The 19578-nt window shown below is 42.9% G+C and carries 17 protein-coding genes; 8 read left to right on the forward strand and 9 right to left on the reverse strand.

Annotated elements, in window-relative coordinates; all coding sequences use genetic code 11:
* The first annotated feature begins 50 nt into the window (after window positions 1-50).
* Window positions 51-1238 (forward strand): 2'-5' RNA ligase family protein, encoded by a 1188-nt coding sequence (locus PHF18_RS06230; RefSeq protein WP_300099843.1) that lies wholly within the window; start codon window positions 51-53, stop codon window positions 1236-1238.
* A gap of 252 nt (window positions 1239-1490) precedes the next feature.
* Here the strand turns inward: PHF18_RS06230 and PHF18_RS06235 are convergent, their stop codons facing one another.
* Entirely contained in the window at window positions 1491-1862 is a 372-nt protein-coding gene (locus tag PHF18_RS06235) for a hypothetical protein (protein WP_300099847.1), read from the reverse strand.
* 1111 nt (window positions 1863-2973) lie between these two features.
* Here PHF18_RS06235 and PHF18_RS06240 point away from each other — a divergent pair.
* Window positions 2974-3432 (forward strand): Hsp20/alpha crystallin family protein, encoded by a 459-nt coding sequence (locus PHF18_RS06240; protein WP_300099850.1) that lies wholly within the window; start codon window positions 2974-2976, stop codon window positions 3430-3432.
* A 1010-nt stretch (window positions 3433-4442) separates the two neighbouring features.
* Here the strand turns inward: PHF18_RS06240 and PHF18_RS06245 are convergent.
* From PHF18_RS06245 to PHF18_RS06255, 3 genes are all read right to left on the reverse strand, one after another.
* A complete protein-coding gene (locus PHF18_RS06245; protein ID WP_300099853.1) occupies window positions 4443-5696 on the reverse strand; it encodes an MFS transporter in 1254 nt (417 codons plus the stop codon).
* 449 nt (window positions 5697-6145) lie between these two features.
* Window positions 6146-6745 carry a TIGR00296 family protein gene (locus tag PHF18_RS06250; RefSeq protein WP_300099856.1) on the reverse strand — a complete coding sequence of 200 codons (600 nt, stop codon included), beginning with the start codon at window positions 6743-6745 and terminating at the stop codon, window positions 6146-6148.
* 193 nt (window positions 6746-6938) lie between these two features.
* Window positions 6939-8189 carry a phosphoglycerate kinase gene (locus PHF18_RS06255; protein WP_300099859.1) on the reverse strand — a complete coding sequence of 417 codons (1251 nt, stop codon included), beginning with the start codon at window positions 8187-8189 and terminating at the stop codon, window positions 6939-6941.
* A 349-nt stretch (window positions 8190-8538) separates the two neighbouring features.
* Between PHF18_RS06255 and PHF18_RS06260 the strand changes: the two genes are divergently transcribed.
* Window positions 8539-9132, forward strand: coding sequence for a uracil-DNA glycosylase (locus tag PHF18_RS06260; protein WP_300099863.1), 594 nt, complete (start codon window positions 8539-8541; stop codon window positions 9130-9132).
* A gap of 200 nt (window positions 9133-9332) precedes the next feature.
* Here the strand turns inward: PHF18_RS06260 and PHF18_RS06265 are convergent, their stop codons facing one another.
* Window positions 9333-10481 carry an RNA-guided endonuclease TnpB family protein gene (locus PHF18_RS06265; RefSeq protein WP_300099866.1) on the reverse strand — a complete coding sequence of 383 codons (1149 nt, stop codon included), beginning with the start codon at window positions 10479-10481 and terminating at the stop codon, window positions 9333-9335.
* Window positions 10482-10779: 298 nt separating this feature from the next.
* On the opposite strand from PHF18_RS06265, the gene PHF18_RS06270 reads away from it, so the two are divergent.
* The 3 genes from PHF18_RS06270 to PHF18_RS06280 all read left to right on the forward strand — a co-directional run bounded on the left by PHF18_RS06270 (window position 10780) and on the right by PHF18_RS06280 (window position 11581).
* Window positions 10780-11076: an Hsp20 family protein gene (locus PHF18_RS06270; RefSeq protein ID WP_300100113.1), complete on the forward strand. Its 297-nt coding sequence runs from the start codon at window positions 10780-10782 to the stop codon at window positions 11074-11076.
* Window positions 11077-11112: 36 nt separating this feature from the next.
* The gene (locus tag PHF18_RS06275; RefSeq protein ID WP_300099869.1) at window positions 11113-11304 is read left to right on the forward strand and encodes a ferredoxin family protein; all 192 of its coding nucleotides are present in this window, start codon (window positions 11113-11115) and stop codon (window positions 11302-11304) included.
* 85 nt (window positions 11305-11389) lie between these two features.
* Window positions 11390-11581, forward strand: coding sequence for a ferredoxin family protein (locus PHF18_RS06280; RefSeq protein WP_048127211.1), 192 nt, complete (start codon window positions 11390-11392; stop codon window positions 11579-11581).
* Window positions 11582-12056: 475 nt separating this feature from the next.
* On the opposite strand, the gene PHF18_RS06285 is transcribed toward PHF18_RS06280, so the two are convergent.
* The 4 genes from PHF18_RS06285 to pta form a co-directional block, all read right to left on the reverse strand.
* Complete coding sequence (locus PHF18_RS06285; protein WP_300099877.1) at window positions 12057-12581, reverse strand: transcriptional regulator; 525 nt, start codon at window positions 12579-12581, stop codon at window positions 12057-12059.
* Window positions 12582-13091: 510 nt separating this feature from the next.
* Complete coding sequence (locus PHF18_RS06290; RefSeq protein WP_300099880.1) at window positions 13092-13838, reverse strand: acetate--CoA ligase family protein; 747 nt, start codon at window positions 13836-13838, stop codon at window positions 13092-13094.
* A 524-nt stretch (window positions 13839-14362) separates the two neighbouring features.
* Entirely contained in the window at window positions 14363-15589 is a 1227-nt protein-coding gene (locus PHF18_RS06295) for an acetate kinase (protein WP_300099883.1), read from the reverse strand.
* A 104-nt stretch (window positions 15590-15693) separates the two neighbouring features.
* Complete coding sequence (pta, locus tag PHF18_RS06300) at window positions 15694-16695, reverse strand: phosphate acetyltransferase (protein WP_300099886.1); 1002 nt, start codon at window positions 16693-16695, stop codon at window positions 15694-15696.
* A gap of 259 nt (window positions 16696-16954) precedes the next feature.
* On the opposite strand from pta, the gene PHF18_RS06305 reads away from it, so the two are divergent.
* Both PHF18_RS06305 and PHF18_RS06310 read left to right on the forward strand, forming a co-directional pair.
* Window positions 16955-17521 (forward strand): flavodoxin family protein, encoded by a 567-nt coding sequence (locus tag PHF18_RS06305; RefSeq protein WP_300100116.1) that lies wholly within the window; start codon window positions 16955-16957, stop codon window positions 17519-17521.
* Window positions 17522-17752: 231 nt separating this feature from the next.
* Window positions 17753-19522 (forward strand): chloride channel protein, encoded by a 1770-nt coding sequence (locus PHF18_RS06310; protein WP_300099889.1) that lies wholly within the window; start codon window positions 17753-17755, stop codon window positions 19520-19522.
* Window positions 19523-19578 lie beyond the last annotated feature (56 nt).

A 19578-nucleotide genomic window follows, 5' to 3' on the forward strand; every position in this document is an offset into this window, starting at 1 on the left:
GATTAAACTGTGTACGATAATTTATATACTCATAAAGATTTTATTATTTTATGGTACATTACCTGATTGAGTTTAGATTCCACGGTAATGCAAAATATGAGATTAGAAAGTGGGTAAATGAAATCAATCAGAAATTCGGACTGAAATCTAAAAGAGCGATTCCTCACATCACTTTGGCGGGCCCGTTTAGCACGAACGATGAGATTAGATTAATCCGAGACTTCAATTTGTTATGCTCAAACTACTCGCTAATGGATTTCGAAGTAAATGGGTTCAGCGCATTTGAGGATACCAAAGTTATATTTCTTGATATTAGTCCAAGCCAAGCATTAGAAAAGTTTAGATGGAATCTTGCTCAAACACTCAAACCATACTGCAAGCTTAATCAGTTCGATTATGAAAGAAAATACGAATTTCACTCAACAATTGCAATGAAGTTATCTGATGACAAATTCAAAGAGACAAAAAGATATGTTATGAGAAAAGACGGACTGAAATTCAAACATATAATGGTCCGAGCAACTCTTGTGAAAGATCAGTTGATATTACGTGAATATGACTTTCTTTTAAGGCGACCATTAGGCAGGAAATTGGCGCTGGACAAGGACACTTATGCCCATACACTGAATCTATTAAATGCATACTTTGAAGGGAGTTATAATCCAGGTGAGTATATAAGTGAAAGAATCGGGGTCCCCCAGAGAAGCGTGGTCGATAACATCAAAAGTGTATTTCGAAGGCCAAGAGTCTTTATAACTTCTGATTTACACCTGGACCATGCTAACATTATTAAGTACTGCAAAAGACCCTTTCTGGATATCATCGATATGAATAAGACACTTGTGCAAAACTGGAACAACATCATCAGTAATAAAGACACAGTCTATTTTTTAGGAGACCTGGCGTACGGAAAAGGGGGTAGATCAACAGATTATTGGTTAAAACAGTTGAATGGAAACATTATTTTCATAATAGGAAATCATGATGAATCGGATAAAATAAATTTTTATGACGATTTTATTCTTGAATATGCAAATCACAAGTTCTTTTTAACACATCGACCTGAAAACGTCCCTTCCAGCTGGAGTGGCTGGGTTATTTGTGGCCATACCCACAATAACAATATCCATACGTACCCCTTCATGGATAAAGAAAATAAAAGGATGAATGTCTCCGTAGAGTTAACAAAGTATAAACCTGTTGATATGAATTATATAATAAAACAGATCGATGAGTGAACTGCAGACGATTTCTTTTCTATAGTTAACGATGTGGTAAATGCTATTAGAAATCACCTCATACTCAAAAAGTTGACTTTATACCTAAAAATCTGCCCCATATCCGAAAATACTCCTTGTACTCATAAGATAGCGTTTTTTGACGTATTTTATAGGCAAATCGCGAAATATAAAAAAAGTGTAGGAAAATTAAAATGTGTTAATTAATAAATCGATGTCTCCATCGACGTATGCTATGTTATGTTATTTTGTTCAGACAAACAAGAAGAGTAGACCGACAATATAAACAATTATTGATTTTAGATCTGTGAACGTCCAGTTTTTAACACAACTATTAACACCAATCATACCCAAAATCAACACTAATCCAACAACGTTCAGCAGCGAAATTGCTTCAACTAAAAATTCCCAAAAAAACTGTACACCAACAGTAATCAGTGCTGTGACAGGGACCGATACTAAAAATATCAGGAGTGCTTCAAACTTGTTTCTGAAAAGTCCATCGCTTAAAAATGCGTTACCTACTGGAGTGTAAAGCGCAATCCCCAATATACTCATTGTGCTACCAGTTAACATCATTACTAAATTCTGGGATATAAACTCAAGAAGGTCAAATCCAGTCATACTTTATAAATATATTTACTTGTGTATATTAATTTTTACTAATGTCTTATAAAGATCTTCAAATTCAACTCCCTGCATCAAAGTGCAGTTGAATTCTCTTTTATTACATTTCATCTTTTTTCTTATGTTATGAATATCAGGGTTGATGTCAACAGATATAGATATTCGTTTTGTACCTCAAAAATCATATCGATACCCAAAAAATCAGTCCTTTACCCAAAAAATAACCCCTTTACCTTAAAAATAGCTGTTTTCGCAGGATTTTATGGGTATTGCTATTACCGACTGAGGCTTATTTTTACCCAAGGATTTTCCATTACCTGAAAATTCCTATGCTTACCTGAAAATTCGTTACATACCTATAAATTCAACCACTAACCTAAAAAATGCCTTGGAACAAAGACCTTTAATTTTCAATGTTTTTGATCTACCCTAATTTCCCTGAAAAGTCAACTGTCAATGATTTTTTTATGCAGGTTAACAATGCGATGCTATATACCGAAAATGGTCGCTTACCCAAAAAGTTGACCTGATACCTTAAAAATACCTCCAATACCCGAAAAATACCCCTCATACCCAGCAAATAGCGGTTTTTTGGCTATTTTATAGGCAAAGCCCACCGTGGCAAAACGTTTAAATATAATGAATACTAACTATGTGTTAGTAACTGGATAACACTAACAATCAAACAGTATCCACAAATAACTTTAAGATTGGACTCCAGTTACCTGACCAAAAATCTGCGAACAGACTGAAGGTGAACCTGTACCACCTTTAAAAACGGATTTCTCCCTCCACAAGAACGAAAATGAGAGCCTCAAACTCTCATATATCTGGCCTGTGAGACATGGAAAGAGCAAACAAAAAATCTCCACTCTTAAAGCTCCACCCCTGGCAGGGTTTCCAGTCTTTCAGGCAGGTTCTTCGGAGAAAAAAGGAACTGTTTCAAACCTCCACCTCTTATAGATCAGGTTAGAGAATATCAACCAACCGCAATCAGAAATAAAATAAAAAATATACGAGCCCAGGGAAATCCGAAAAGAAACCAGTAGAACTAGAAGATAGCTGGAATCTAAAGATAACCTGGAATCAAGTAAGGAGGAATTTGTACATGAAGCTACCAATAAAGAGACCATCCCGTGACGTGTACAGCTGGGACCCGTTTGATGAGATAAGAAGAATGCAGGAATATATGGAACAGCTGTCAAGAGCATTTCCTGCACTTGAAACTGGATGCAGAAGCGAAACGTTATCCCCGTTGACCGATGTGGTGGAAGAAGATGACAAAGTAATTGTTACAACTGACCTTCCTGGAATTGATAAAGAAAATGTCGAACTGAGCCAGAGGGATAATGTCCTTGTAATCAGTGCAGGGAAAGGAAAAGAAGAGGAAACGGAAAAAGAAGGCTATCTCAGAAAAGAGAGGTCATTCATGCGCTACTACCGTGAAATTCCTCTGCCGGAAGGCGCAACCGAAGAAGGGGCAACTGCCCAGCTCAAAAACGGCGTATTAACAGTCACCCTGCCAAAAACAAAGTCAGTAACCGGAAAAAGAATCCAGATTGAATAAAACGAAAAATTCAGAGTAATCCAGAAGTTCAGAATCAACCTTTTTTTTACTTTTTTTACTTTTTTCAAACCATTCTTAAAAATATTTTTCTTCAAATACGTTTTTTAAAAATTTCATAAATGCTTTTTTGGTGGTTCCTGATTAATCGGTTGAAATTAATCAGAATATCCGAAACCGGAGTTATTTCTTTTTTCTTCTGCACCTTGCGGGCCTGAAGCCGTCTCTTCTGCCACGCACGGAAAAATAACAGGTTAATTCATGCTAGTAATTAATTACTCTGGTGAAATCCTTTCCTTGACCACGGAAACCTCATTTAATTTCGTAGATAAATATAGGGCGCCTCCGCCAGCTTGTCTGGCGGCCCGTCAAAAAAAATAAAAAGAAGCCCGAATGAAAAATACACTCGAAAAAAATATTGATCAGGTAGAATTTGATTTGTTCGTTTTTTTCTTTTTGGTGGTTTTCCCGATAGTTTTTACTTTAGGTTTTTATTTACCCTTCTTTCATCTATTTTCTTGTCTGAAGGCCGCTCTCCTGCGTCGAGCGTGACAAAAACGACATCGTACAGCTAAGGTTGCACGGTTCAGAACGATCTAATTTCGTCCTCTTGAACGCGGTTCAGTATTAACATCCATAAACATTCATAATTAAGTCCCCTGAGCAAAGTTCACTGCTAAAATCCATTAAGTAGCCCTCTTGAGCGCAGCGAAAAGGACAGCGCACTGCAGAGCCGCAACTCTGCCGTGACAAAAACGACACCGTACAGCGAATAAGGTTGCACGGTTCAGAACGACCTAATTTCGTCCTCTTGAGCACAGTTCAGTATTAACATTCATAATTTAGTCCCCTGAGTAAAGTTCACTGCTAAAATCCATCAAGTAGTCCTCTTGAGCGCAGCGAAAAGGACAGCGTACTCCCGAGGCGCAATTCGGGCAGCGAAAAGGACAGCGTACTCCCGAGGCGCAACTCGGGTGGCGCAACTCGGGTGGCGCAACTCGGGCGTTGGATATTTATCCGGGATTCCCAGCTTTTGCAAGCTCTTTTACAGGCTCTTTTGCAGGCTCTTCTACTTTTTTGATTACCAGAAAACCCGCAAGGAGCATCAGCAGGGCGCATGCGTAGAAAGGCGTTACAAAGGTCACGTACCCCGCAAGGAAGCCTCCGAAGATCGGGCCAAAAGCCATACCTGCTGCCTGTGCCGTTGTGATTATGCTGAGCCTTGAACTTAAGGAAGAGCCGTCCGAGAGGTCGGCTGCAAGCGCCATTGCAGGCGTGTCTATTGAGGCTACAAGGAGCCCCTGAAAAGCCCTGAAAAGAATGAGCTGATTTATGCTTGTGATATAGCCCATCCCGACAACCAGAGGGACGCTCAGGAAAAGGCCGCCAACGATCAGTTTTTTCCTGCCTATCCTATCCGAGAGGCTGCCGAGAGGAGCCTGGAAAAGCAGCCTTGCGAAAATGTAGGCTGAGACCGCAACCCCCAGGGAAAGCTCGGATGCTTCAAGCCTGATCTCATATTCCGGGATAAGGGCAACTACCATCATTATCCCGACCATCATCATGAGCATGGCACCCGCAAGGGAATAAACTGAAGCATAGCTTTTTTTGCCGCTTATTTTTTCGGAAACCGGCTCAGGAGAACCTCTTGTTTCTTTTACAAAAAAAGTCACAAGCACCAGGCTTACCACTCCGAGCAAGGCGCAGAAATAAAATCCGGCATCAAAACCCCAGTATCTGGCTATTGCTCCCCCAACAACAGGCCCGAGCCCGAAGCCGACACCCCGGATGGTTGTATAGACTCCCACGGCTTTTCCCCTGGTCTCAGAGGTCGAGATATGCGTAACCATTGCGATAACTGCAGGTATGGTTGCCCCTACGGTAATCCCCTGCAGCAGCCGGATAAAGAGCAGCTGCTCATAGCTTGTTACCTGCGAATAAAGTAAAGAAAAGAAGGTATACCCTATCAGCCCGAAGATGATGAAAGGTCTCCTGCAGTCAAACCTGTCCGAAAGCCTGCCCATAAGGGGCTGCGTAAGGGCACTGAAAAGCCCAAAAACCGTCATTACAAGCCCTGCTCTGGCAACAAGGGGAAGCCCGGAAAAAAAGGATGCCCCGAGGTCAGAGATATATAAAGGAATTAGGGCAACCAGCATCCCCGAACCCAGATCTTCGCAGAACCTGGACAGGGAGAGAACATAGAGCTCAGGATTAATATTGCCGGTAAATCCCGGAAACGAATTTTTCTGCAGGTTACAGGTATTCATAAATCCTCAGCAGGAAACCCCTGAGTCTTTAGCGCAGGGGTAATTGACGTTTCTTCGCTCAACTCAACTTAAAAGTGAATATTATCCAAAAAAGAACAAATATCTTACACTATAAAACAATGTTGAAATCGTTCTGCTCGAACGTTATAAAGAAAATGTGAAAATGAGTAATTAATAAAGGTGAACATTTTGGTCGTCCACTGATACAAGGTTGGTGTTTTTAGGATAAAATATCCAATGTGACTTTTGATTGCGTTTTGATGCTTTTGCGACACGATAGTTCTACAAATGCCATAAACACGGAAAAAAATGAGAGTAGACGTTATTTCGATTACTGTGGAATAATAACAACTGAATACAAATGAACGACCAACGTTTTATGGGGGTAAAAAATAGGCTAAAAAATAGGCTAAAAAATATGGTCAAAAATGATGAGGCGTTCGGAAACCTCAAAACTTCTCCTCTATGACTTCGCCTCCGGGCTCCGTTTCCTTGAAGATCTGCCCCTCGAAACGATAGACTTCTGCTCCATTAACCCAGGCATCCGGAGAAAGGCCGGCTTTCATGCAGGTATGGCTCAGGAAGTCAATAGCATCCATATTGTTCTCAGGAGCAACCTGAGGAAGCAGCAGCCCCTGGTAGTAGCCCTGTTTCACGATAAGCCCGTGCTTGCCGATCTCCACATTATCAGGGAGGTCTTTTGGAGGTACATTGATCTTTTCAGGTTGAGTCAGTATCGTAACCTCAACGACTATGCTGTCCAGTTCTTCCTTCCCGACCGGAGGAAAGCGCGGGTCACGCGTTGCCGCAGAGACTGCGGAATCCAGAATCGCTTCCTTAAGGGTTGAGTCAGGATAAGGATGACCTATACAGCCCCTTAAAAGCCCATCTTCAGTCAGTGTAACAAAAACGCCTCTATTCTCCCCAAAAACCGGAGAAAGCTCACTGCCAGACTCCTGATGCCCGGAAAGCTTTCCCTCCGATAAAAACGTTTCAATAGTTTTTCTTGCAAGCTTGACTGCAGCCCTACCTTCTGTTTCTGTAAGCATGCTTGAACCAACACCTGTGAATTGCTTTTAACATGTTAATAATGCGCTTAAGCTGTGAACTACCCATCATTTAATGACGGGCATCCTGCCTTCGTTTTTCGTAATTTTGATCACTGGTTAAGTATGATGGTATGTATGAAAGCTGGTATAACAATATGTTATCGGAGCTGGGGGAACTGCCCCTCCCTAAACCTTAAAGCTTTTTAGCTTCCTGATATTTTATTCGGGCAGCCTTCAGAGCCTCAACTCCGGGCAGCTTTTCCCCTGCAAGATAATCAATACAGGCGCCTCCACCTGTGCTGATATGTGAGAAGCGGTGTTCAAGACCGAGGTGTGCAACCTCAACCGAGATGTGTCCCCCGCCAATGATTGAGAAGTCGGATTTAATAGCAGCTTTTATAATTTCATGGGTCCCGAGGGCAAAAGCATCAATCTCGGAAACTCCTGCAGGGCCATTTAAAACAACGGTTTTGGCGTTCTGGATCTCATTTGTGAAATCCACAATAGTTTCGAGCCCGATATCATTAATGGGCAGAGAATCAGAATTAAGCTCTGAAATAGGAGCTTCGACGCGTTTCCTGTCGTCGTTTAAGGCTACATCCTTCGGAAGGCCAATCCTGTCTTTGAATTTTGCCAGCAAGCCTCTCGCCCTTTCGATCTGGTCTTCGTAACCCTGAGACTTGATGAAATCCATGTTGGCTTTTCCGATGTTTACTCCCGAGGCAGCAAGAGCAACATTTGCAACCACTCCAGTAAGAAGCACTCTGTCAGCCCCTCCATTTGTGAGGACGTTTTCAGTCACTCTAAGGGAGTCGTCCACCTTTGCCCCACCCAGCACGAAAATGCTTGGCCTTTCTCCCCCTTTGATTCCTCTTTCCAGAGAGATAAGTTCTTTTTCCATTACTCTGCCGGCTCCCGATGGAAGGACCTCGGTAAACCCAACAACCGAGAGATGAGACCTGTGGGCTACTGCAAATGCATCGTTCAGAAAAATATCGACAAAAGGTGACAGTTTTTTAACCATATATGTATTGGCCTGCTCTGTCGTAGTTCTTTCAAGACTTTCTTCCGAATAAAACCGGACATTTTCAAGCATGATAACGTCCCCATCTTCCATAGAAGCAATCTGGGTTTTTGCAAATGTCCCGAAAATGTCATCCACATAAGTAACTTGCCTGCCCAGATACTTGGACAGCAGGTGGGCATGAGGTTTCATTGTAGTGAAATCTTTTTTCCCGGGCCTGCTCTGGTGAGCGAGCAGAACGACTTTTGCGCTCTCGAGGTCTTTCAAGGTCGCAATATGGCTCCTGATCCTCATATCATCCAGAATGTGGCCCTGGGTGTCCATAGGAGAGTTCATGTCGACCCTTAAAAGAATCGTCTTTCCGCGTATGTCAAAATCATCGATCGTAAGAAAGTTTCTGGCAGTCATTACCCTCAGCACACCTTTGTAAACAAAATTTTATATAGATATGGGAATAAAACTTAAAATATAAAACTATAGAGAATATTATTCATTCAGTATTGGTTATCTTTGTCATGGAATTTTTTCCATAAATAAGTTTGTTCCCGTTCACGCCTTAAAAGATGTGCCTCAAAAAATATGCCTCAAAAAATGGATTATTATTTTTATATGAAAAACAAGAAAAAAGACAATTAATGCAAGAGAAGAAAACAATTAATACCAGAGGAAAAGGCAGCTAACGCTGGAAGAAAAAAGATATTGATTAAGTACCGGTTTCAGGAAAAAGCTGTACTCTCAGGATAACAGGGAAAAATAGGAGGTAAAAGCTATGGCAGCAGAGGAAGAAGACTGTGGAAATTTAGAAGAGAGGATTCTAAAACTGGTGGAAGCCGGGTATGAGACCGTCGCAAGGGAGGCAATAGCCTGTACACGGTGCTCTCTTCATAAAAGTGCAATCCGAAGAGTAATAGGAAAAGGTTCCTGCAACCCAAAGGTATTCTTCATAGGAGAAGCTCCGGGAAAGACCGAAAACGAAACCGGGATTCCCTTCTACGGAAGGGCAGGAAAACAGCTGGACAAAATGATCGAGTATATGGGGCTCTCAGAAGAGGATTGGTTCGTAACAAATACTGTCAAATGCCGCCCTCCGGAAAACAGAAGGCCAAAGGCAAGTGAAATAGAATGCTGCAAACCCTTCCTTGTTGCCCAGATAACCCTGCTTGACCCTAAAATCATAATTCTCCTTGGCAACACAGCTGAAAAGTCATACTGCCCCGAAAGAAAACTGAAATGGGGGGTCCCTGTGGAACACGAAGGAAAAACGGTCCTGAAACTCTACCACCCTGCAGCGTTGATTTACACGGCCTCGAAAATAGAAGTCCAGAGGGATTTTATAGATAAAAACAGGGAGCTGTGGCAGTAAAAAATGACGACTCGGAGAAATCAGGAGCGATAAAACCGGGCAGGAGAGAGATTCGAAGGAAAAGGTGGCAGAAACTGTAAAAGACAGCCAGTGTTCGTGAACTACCCCTCCCTAAAACTCTCGCCTTACAGCTTGAGTTTTTGAGGAAGGAGCTTCCTGCTTCATACTAGGCGGTTGACGTTTTTTCCTGGTCCACAGGCTCAAACCGTAGTCCCTACGGCAAATTTCTTAATATTGATAGCGGCGTTAATGTCCCTATCATGGATATTTCCACATTCGGGACATTGCCACTCTCGAATATCCAACGTTAATTCTTTATTGTGATAACCACAAACATTGCAGGTTTTTGAGGATGGTTCCCACATACCTATTTTCAAAACGGTTTTTCCTACCCGTTCAGCTTTGTACGTTAATTTCAGTACAAAACTATACCATCCTGAATCTGAAATTGCTTGTGCTAATTTGTGGTTTTTCTTCATTCCCTTAATGTTCAAAGTTTCAATGGCTATCGCTTGGTTTTCGCTGATTAGCCGATTAGAAACTTTATGCTGAAAATCATGCCTCTGATTAGAGATTTTTTCATGCAATTTTGCTAAATTATAATTAGCTTTTCTCCGGTTTTTCGATCCAATTACCTTTTTCGAAACTTTCTTTTGCAAGAATTTCAATCTTTCAAGGGAAGCTTTCAAGAATCTAGGATTTTCAATTTTTTCTCCGGTAGAAAGAGCCGCGTATGTATTAATTCCCACATCTATTCCAATCAAGGTAGCATGAGAAAATTCTTGTTTTTCTGGAAGTTTTTCTCCATCATCAGTCAAAATACTAACATAGTATTTTCCTGTAGGAGTTCTGGAAACTGTTAATGTTCTTAACAATTCTGGACTAGAATCCTTATATATAATGTTTCCTTCTAATACCATTTCCTCAAAAAGTTGCCTATGCATCTTAACCTTAATCCATTCCAATTTTGGAATACTAATTTCTGATGTAGCAAAGTTAATAGCATAATGTTGAGGAATTTGAAAGGAAAAATTATTATCCTTTTTCTTTTTCTTTTGAGGATATCCAAAACCATCTTTGAAAAAATGGTTGAATGCAGAATTAAGATTTTTGCTTGCCTGTTGCAATGATCCTGAATTAACTTCTTTTAGCCAGGGATATACTTCTTTAAGAATCAGGAGGTGATTATTAAGTTCAAATTCAGAGATACTCATTCTGAATTTTTTATAGAGTAAAGATTTTATTTCAAAAAGTTTGTTGTAGACGAATCGAGAGCTACCGAAGTGTTTTTCCATAAGGGCTTTTTGTTCTTTGTTAGGATATATACGGTATTGGTTGCCTCGTTTCATCACATATAATACGCTTTGTAACTACATGAAGATATACGAAATTATAATCTTCGGATTGTGTGGAGGTTGACGCTTTCATCCCCTTCCTGTCCCATCCGATAGAACCGGACGTACTGAGGAAGGGGTCTTCCCGCTTCATAAGATAAAATATAAATAAAACGATCCCACTATTATTATTTGATTATTTGAATTTGAATTTAAAGTATATCTGGATTTGTTTTATATTTGTTTTATATTTGTTTCATATTTGATTCATATTTGTTTCATATTTGATATGTATCAGCGTGGGGGTACTAATATATCAATGGTGAAGATGTCACCGGACATATTTCCATGTTCGGACGATGAGGGAAATCTGGACATTGAAATCGAAATGTTTGGGGTAAAGAAAGAGAATATCGAATTAAAAATGGTTGAGGACGGCTTTTTTGTAAGAGCTAAAAGGGAAGAAAACGGGGTTGGGTATGCTGGGACTTATGCATTCTGCTGTGGGGTTGTCCCTGAGAAAGCTGTCGCAAGATACGCTGATGGAAAACTCTATGTGAAAGTGCCTTACAGGGAAAGTACAGAGACCGTAAATGTTGAAATCCAGTAAAAAACCTGTAATGAAAACATGATAAATGGAGGAAATATGCATCCGGTAATCGATTATCACAAGTGTACCGGGGCTCTCGCCTGCTATGAGGTCTGCCCTGGAGATGTTTTTGATGTCAAAGAAAGGGAGGCGGGAAAAAAGGCAGTAGTAGCCCGCCCGGATGACTGCATCGAATGCGATCAGTGCGTAGACGCCTGTCCTGAAGACGCAATAGAACTTGTAGACTGAATCAGGAACATTTCAGCAGAAGGTTCCGGATAGAAGGCCTTGTTCGGAAGGTTCCGGATGAGATATTATAAAAAGAGGTGAAAGAATGTATCCTAAAATTGATTACGACAAATGTGTGGGTTCGCTTGAATGCTACGATGTCTGCCCCGCAGACGTATACGATGAAGAAGAAACCAAAGATGGAAAAAGGGCAGTTGTAGCCCGCCCGGACGAATGTACCGAATGCGAGCAATGCATCGATGCCTGCCCAACGGATGCCATAGAACTGGTAGAGTGAACTGATAGATTGAAAATAAAACAGAGCTTGAAGACGGTCAACTACCTCACGCTCAAGCAGTGGGGCTTGCAAAAGCCCTGGTTGACCAGCCTGAGTCTTAATTGACTACGTTGGAAATGTCATGATACCTACGAATGCTTCCTCAGTTTGTAGCTCTATCGTGTAGCATTAAAAGTCCTGAGAGGTAGGGACGGTGTGCTACACCTGACAAGCATATCCAACATTGGCGAGGGGAGACCGTTTTCCAAAACCGTGTTACTTGCTACGGAAATTCGTTTCCAAAGCAGAGTGGAGAAATCCAAACGTGGAACGGAATGCCAGAAAGTTGACGGCATTCCTCCCTGCGCTAAAGCAACAGGGCTTCCTGCCTGTTACATGTGAATATAAAAAAGGGATCTTTTGCCGTAGTTTCATGCCATTTTCAGGATACCGAATATTCCTTTATTTTTCCGAATTTCTTTTTTCCTGGATAGTTTCAATCCCGGTCATGGGTCTCCTTAACAGGAAAAAGTACGGCATAGCGGGTATGGGCTGGGAGAGCTTCCTGATCATTGTACTTTTTGTCGGAGGATGCACGCTCATCATTTCTTCCTGAGCCCTCGAAAAGGTTATCTGCCTGTCCAGAAAGATTTGCCCGGCAGTTTTCCAGATTCTTTTCCAGACTATCCAGGACGAAAGGGTCACTATCTCTGTTTGCCCGGGGAACCAGCAAAACCGGCTGTTCCGCAGGGGCATAAATTTTAACTTCACGGCCTTTGCAGCTCCATTTCACCTGCCCGACCTTTATCAGGCCAACCTTTTCCAGCACTGCAAGGTTGTATGTCAGTGTATTCAGGCAAAGCCCAAGCTCTGATGCAAGTTCACCTGCAGACATCTGTTTTTTCTGAAGCTGTTTAAGGATTTGCATAGGAAGGATTCTTGAAAGAGTCCTTGCAAGCAGAGACACCTCAGCCGGTAGCGACAGGACAGGTACGGGAACTAAATCCTCAGTAATCTCCAAACCTTTTGACCTCCTTTCCAGTTTCCGGAAGCAAACAACTAAAAAACCAAATAACTCAAAAATATTACAATTTCCTTATTCTTATTCCTTCTCTTATTTCCCTTCTTATGCAGCAGCCACGAAGTTCCGATATTTTTGCAGATCCATGCTGATCCGGCGCAAAACTTAGGCAGCTTCGGGGCTCCCGTGTTCCCTGAGACGTATCAGAATTCCAAAACCACCGGCAGTTGATTGCGAAAACTATTTCGGGCTGGCATATTAAAAAATAAGAGGATCTGCCGTGGATGGGATGGAGAATAGGCTGAAATAGTAAATGAATGGGGCAAAGAACCAGGCAAATAGGCCAGATGAAAATACAGGTAAATGAATAGAGCCGAAAAACAGACATGTTATGGAGAGATTAAGAAGAAAAGAACTAGAAAAAAGACCTCTCCTGAAAAAAGTAATCAATTTCATCCTTTGTTCTTCAAACTACCAGTTTTTTTAAAGTATAATTTTTCCTTCTAAGTGTCAGTTTATCTTCAACGTTAGCCTCATATCAACTGCAAAGGCTCCCTTTCCCTCTTCCAGAACCATCATGGGATTAATTTCAAATTCCTCGATTTCCGGAAAATCACAGACAAGCCTTGAAACTTTCAAAATGGTATCCACCAGAGCATCAATATCCGAAGGCTTTGCACCCCTGGCTCCGGCAAGGACAGGGTAGGTTTTGATCCCTGTGATCATCTCCCTGGCTTCATCTTCATCCACCGGGGCAATTGCAAACCGTACGTCCTTGAGGATCTCCACATAAACTCCGCCAAGCCCGAACATCAACATGGGCCCAAAGGTCGGATCGTGAATCATCCCTATAATTACTTCTTTTCCCCCTGAAAGCATTTGCTGCAGCTGGACACCTTCAAGGGACGCATCCGGCCTTTTCTTCGGGATCTTTTCCATAATTTCCCGGTAGGCAGCCTTCACCTCATCCCCATTTTGCAGGGAGAGCCTTATCCCACCCACGTCGGATTTGTGGGAAATCTGCGGAGAAACGACCTTCATTACAAGAGGATAACCTATCTCCTCTGCAGCTTTAAAGGCTTCCTCTTCAGTCTTTGCAAAAGCAGTTTTCACTGCAGAGATGCCATATGCCTTCAGAATGCCGAAGGATTCAAGGCCCAGTGTGCGCCGCTCAGCGACTCGTGCAGCTTTGAGAATTTCAGTTGCTAAAACTCTATCTGAACCGGATTCCGGACGGGAGAGGTCTACCTGCTTCATAAGTATATGATACCCTCAGAACAGTTATTCTTTAAGATTAGTAATTTTGTAAACATGTGATAAAATTGTGAGTTTCTGTTTTAAGGTTGAAAAGGTTTTTACGACCTGTATAAAAGTAAAGATAATGATACCCTGTGAAAAGTACTTTTAGTAATCCCAAAAACAGCTTTTCAATTCACAGATAAACAGAAGCGTCTCCACCAGTTCATCTGATAGGCCTTTCCCAGAAAGAAATAAAAAAACAGATTCTCCCTCTTGAGCGCAACTTAGCTAAAACCCATCAAGTAGTCCTCTTGAGCGCAGCAAAAAGGACCGCGTACTGTTTCACTTACAGTGAAACTCCCAGAAAATCTTCGATTTCCTGCGATCCCGAGGCGCAATTCGGGCAGCGAAAAGGACCGCGTACTGTTGCACTTACAGTGCAACTCCCAGAAAATCTTCGATTTCCTGAGATCCCAAAGCGCAATTCGGGCGAGGAGCAATTCGGAAAATAGAAAAAGGTAAAGGAGAAATCTCCTTTACCATCAGACAGATATTGAGCTGCGTAGCTTTACTTCTGTCTCACAGATTTCCTTTGTTTCCCTTGCAATTGCAAGTTCTTCATTGGTTGGGATAACAAAGACCCTTACTGTTGCAGCCGGAGTGCTGATATCGATTTCCTGGCCTCTGATCTTGTTCTTTTCCTCATCGAGCGTTATGCCAAGACCTTCCAGACCTACGAGGATTCTCTTCCTGATGCTTGCACTGTTTTCTCCAATGCCTGCTGTGAAGACAACCGCATCTGCACCGTTGAGCACAGCTGAATATTCGCCTATGAACTTCTTGACCTTGTATGCGAAAACTTCAAGGGCGAGTTCGGCTCTCTGGTTGCCCTGGGAAGCTGCTTCATCGAGGTCTCTGAAGTCATTGCTGAGTCCAGAAACTCCAAGCACACCTGACTTCTTGTTCATAAGGGTATCGACTTCTCTGGTTGTCAGGCCTTCTTTTTCCATAATGAAGGGGACGACTGCCGGATCAATCGAACCGCACCTGGTGCCCATTGCGAGCCCTTCGAGCGGAGTAAAGCCCATGCTGGTTTCAACGGATTTCCCGCCTTTTACAGCCGTAATGCTTGAGCCGTTTCCAAGGTGGCAGGTGATGATCTTGGTTTCTTCCTCAGGCTTTCCTAACATAAGGGCAGCTCTTTCGGCAACATACTTGTGGGAGGTCCCGTGGAAGCCGTATTTCCTGATCCCATGCTTCTCGTACAGTTCGTACGGGAGAGCATACATGTAGGCATATGCCGGCATTGTCTGGTGGAATGCTGTATCAAAGACAGCAACCATCGGGGTGCTGGGCATGATCTCCTGACAGGCAGAAATTCCCATCATGTTTGGAGGGTTGTGGAGAGGAGCCAGTTCGAAGCAGTCCATGATTGCCTTTTCTACACCCTTATCGATCAAAGCCGAGGTGGTGAAATTTTCCCCACCGTGCACAACCCTGTGCCCGACTGCATTGATTTCGCCCATGTCTTTGATGACACCGAATTCCGAGTCGGTAAGAGCCTTGACGACTTCCTCGAGGGCGGTCTTGTGGGTTGGAAGGTCGGTCTGCTTTTCCAGCTTCTTGCCGTCAAACCTCTTCTGGGTAATAAATGAGTTGTCGATACCTATCCTCTCGCAAAGACCTACTGCAAGAGCGGACTCATTCGTCATATCAATTAATTGATATTTGAGAGACGAACTCCCTGCGTTTATAACCAGTACTTTCATGTGTAAACCCCAGTTCAATCCATTGCTTTTCAGTCAAATTTAGAGTTTCCGGATAAATAATACTATATATGAAAGTTAATAAAACGCTTCCGAAACGTTTTCGATTATTTGTCCTGTGCTGCAGCCTGCACACAGGTAATTGCAGCGGCACCGACAATATCTTCGTCACTGCAGCCTCTGGACAGGTCGTTAATTGGCTTTGCCAGTCCCTGAGTGATAGGGCCATAAGCTTCAGCTTTGGCAAGCCTCTGGGCGATCTTGTATGCGATATTTCCACAGTTCAGGTCAGGGAAGATGAAAACATTGGCTTTGCCTGCAACAGGGCTTCCGGGGGCTTTTGAAGCTGCAACTTTGGGGACAATTGCTGCGTCAACCTGGAGTTCGCCGTCGATTGCAACATCAGGAGCGAGTTCCTGTGCAAGTTTTGTAGCAGCGATTGTTGCTTCGGTCAGCTTGCTCTTGGCGCTTCCCTTGGTGGAGTAGGAGAGCATTGCAACCTTTGGCACGTCCTGGACCAGCAGTTCGAAGGTTTTTGCGGAAATAACTGCAATGTTTGCAACGTCTTCTACGCTCGGCATTTCAACCATGCCAGAGTCAGCGAAAAGGAATGTGCCGTCTGACCCATATTCACAGTCAGGCACAGAGATTATGAAGAAAGCGGATGCAAGAGCTGCGCCCTTGGCTGTTTTCACGATCTGAACAGCAGGTCTCAGGGTGTCTGAAGAAGAGTGGGCAGCGCCTGATACTACACCGTCTACTTCCCCGAGTTTGGCCATCATAACAGCGAAGTAAACGTAATCGCTAATAATTTCGGCTGCACTTTCGAGTGTGACGCCTTTGTGCTTTCTCAACTCGTAGAAAGCGTTAATGTATTCATCTTTTTTCTCATAGGTTTTAGGATTTACAATTTTCGCCTTTGAGAGATCCAGATCTCCTGCGAGTGCCTTAATATCGGCCTCATTACCGACAAGGACAACTTTTGCAATACCTCTTTCAAGGATCTTAGCAGCTGCCTGGAGGGTTCTTATATCTTCTGTTTCAGGTAAAGCGATTGTCTTGTTTAGTTTCTTTGCTCTTTCACTGATCTTCTCTAAAAATGTAACCAATAGACCAACCTCCTATAATAATTGAAGTAATTTAGTTTAGCTGGGTCTTGATATATAAATTTACGTAAAATGCATAGATAGATATATAAAAATCAAAAATATATATTTAATGTTGCGGATATATATCATTATGCAAATATTTATCCCGAAAATATATGAAGTTACAATATGATTTTTACGGCAAAGGTACGATAATTTAAAACAATTATTACTGAATATAAATGACAGATTAATATAAAACAATTCCGGAATGATACGAATGAAAATTATAGGAATTTCAGGCAGCCCGCGAAAGGGACAGAACTGTGAAAAAATGATTGTAGCTGCTCTCGAGGTTGCAAAAGAAAGGGGTTTTGAAACCGATACCGTTTATCTCTCAAACGAGGAAGTTGCTCCCTGCAAAGCGTGCGGGGCTTGCAGAGAGAAAGATTTCTGTGTGATTGATGACGGTATGGAAGAAATTTATGAAAAAATGAGAGTTGCAGACGGTATAATTGTTGCAGCTCCCGTATATATGGGAAATTATCCTGCCCAGCTCAAAGCCCTTTTTGACAGAAGTGTCCTGCTTCGCCGTAAAAACTTTGCACTCAAAAATAAAGTAGGTGCAGCTCTTTCAGTTGGCGGCTCAAGAAACGGAGGACAGGAAAAAACAATTCAGTCCATCCATGATTGGATGCACATTCACGGGATGATTGTGGTCGGCGACAATGCCCACTTCGGTGGAATTACGTGGAACCCGGCAGAAGAGGACACCGTTGGAATGCAGACAGTTTCCGAAACTGCAAAAAAACTCTGTGATGTCCTGGAACTTATTCAGAGAAAATAAAAGAGTTTAAATAAGTGGGTTTAAAAGTTTACGCAAAAATAAGAAAGAAGACCAGTTTCCTGAGGATAGGATATTGAGAAGAACACCCAAATATTTTATATAAGGATACATTTAAATAAATGCTCGAAATCCTTAGAGCAGAATAAATATTTCAGGCAGATTTGAACCTGAAATTACTTTTTTTGCTCATGAAAAATTTAAGCATAAAAAGTCTCAGAGAGGCGCAAACATTTGGAAGTTGACCCAGAATCCAAATTCAGATTTCATAACATAAAAGAATACCCCAGGATAACGGAGTATATCTCCCGGTTTGATACTGAGACTACCAGGGTCAACTCAATTGCCATTATAATCGGGCTCCTGACAGGGCTCGTAATAGGCGTTTATGACCGCATTCTCCAATACAGCAACGTATTTTTGGGTATGCAACAGGGATACTCATTACACGAGTTCCCATTCTATTATGTAATATTCACGCCTGCCCTTGGTGGGCTGTTGGTGGGGTTAATCACCCACTTCCTGATAAAAAAGAAATACGGAGTTGAGGGGCTTATAGAAACCGTAACCCTCCGTGGAGCAAGGATTAAGCTCAAGGATGCTTTTCTGGAGGTCTTTACTTCAATAATCACTATCAGTTCAGGAGGCGCCCTGGGAAAGGAAGCGCCAGGTGTCCTTGCCGGAGCCGGGACAGGCGCTCTTGTAGGGAGAATCCTGAAGAGCCCGGAAAGGCAACTTCAGACCCTTCTCGGTTGCGGGGCTGCCGGCGGAATTGCAGCTGCCTTCAGCGCCCCGCTTGCAGGTGTGGTCTTTGTAGTAGAGGTGATTTACGGAGAACTTGAAACCAGGACCTTTATTCCGATAGTTATCTCTTCAGTCTTTGCAACCCTTGTCTCAAGCACGCTTTTCGGGATAAAACCCATCGAGATCTCTTCCTACCAGTTAGTCAGCCCCTACAAAGAACTGGGGCTCTACCTTGTCCTCGGACTTCTTGCAGGGATCACCTCTACAATTCTGATCCGGACGCTTTACTACACAAAAGACCTTTTTTCGGGAATCCCTCTGCATCCAGTCTTCAAACCTGCCCTGGGAGGGCTTGCAGTAGGTATAATCGGCCTTTTTTACCCCCGGGTCCTGGGAATGGGGTATGATGTTATTATGGACGCCCTGAACAACCAGTTTCCCTTCAAGCTCCTGCTGGTCCTGCTTTTCCTGAAAATCCTCGCATTTTCCCTGAGCCTGGGTTCTGGGGGATCGGGTGGGACGATTGTCCCCTCCCTTTTCACAGGCGCAATGTTAGGGGGAGCCTTCGGGACAGCCGCAAACATGTTCTTCCCGGGGATGATTGCAGAGCCAGGAGCCTATGCTATGGTTGGGATGGGAGCGGTCTTTGCCGGGACTGCCCGAGCTCCCCTTACCGCCATCCTGATCCTTTTTGAGATCACCAGGGATTACAGTCTCATCCTCCCTCTCATGTTTGCCTGCGTGCTGAGCAATGTGATGTCCAATGCCCTGTATACGGAGTCCATTTTCACAGAAGGGCTCCGCAGGAGAGGGTTTAAGATCCGAAAAGGCCGGGAAGTGGATATCATGGTCTCCATGTTTGTAAAAGATGCCATGGTCACACATGTCCAGACCGTCTCCGAAGAAAAAAACGTGGATATCCTTATTGCACTCATGCAGGCAAGCCGCCATGCCGGTTTTCCAGTCCTTGATTCAAAAGGCAAACTTTCAGGGATAGTAACACTCTCAGACCTCCGAAGTAAAGTAAAATACGGAGAAGTTGACAAAAAGATAGGGGATATCGCTACCCGGGATGTGGAAGTCGCCTACCCCGACGAAACCCTTGAAGCCGTCCTCAAACGCCTTGGCTCAAAGCAAATAGGCAGGCTCCCCGTTGTGGACCGCGAGGATAAAACAAGACTTCTTGGCCTCATCACCCGGAGTGACGTCGTAAACTCATATAACAAGAAAGTCGTGGAAAAAGTCCGGGACACAGACTAAAAGCAGTAAACTAAAAAAGGTCCCCTGACAAAAAGAATAGAACCAAAAAAATGGAA

Source organism: Methanosarcina sp. (assembly GCF_028693135.1).
Classification (GTDB): Archaea; Halobacteriota; Methanosarcinia; order Methanosarcinales; family Methanosarcinaceae; genus Methanosarcina.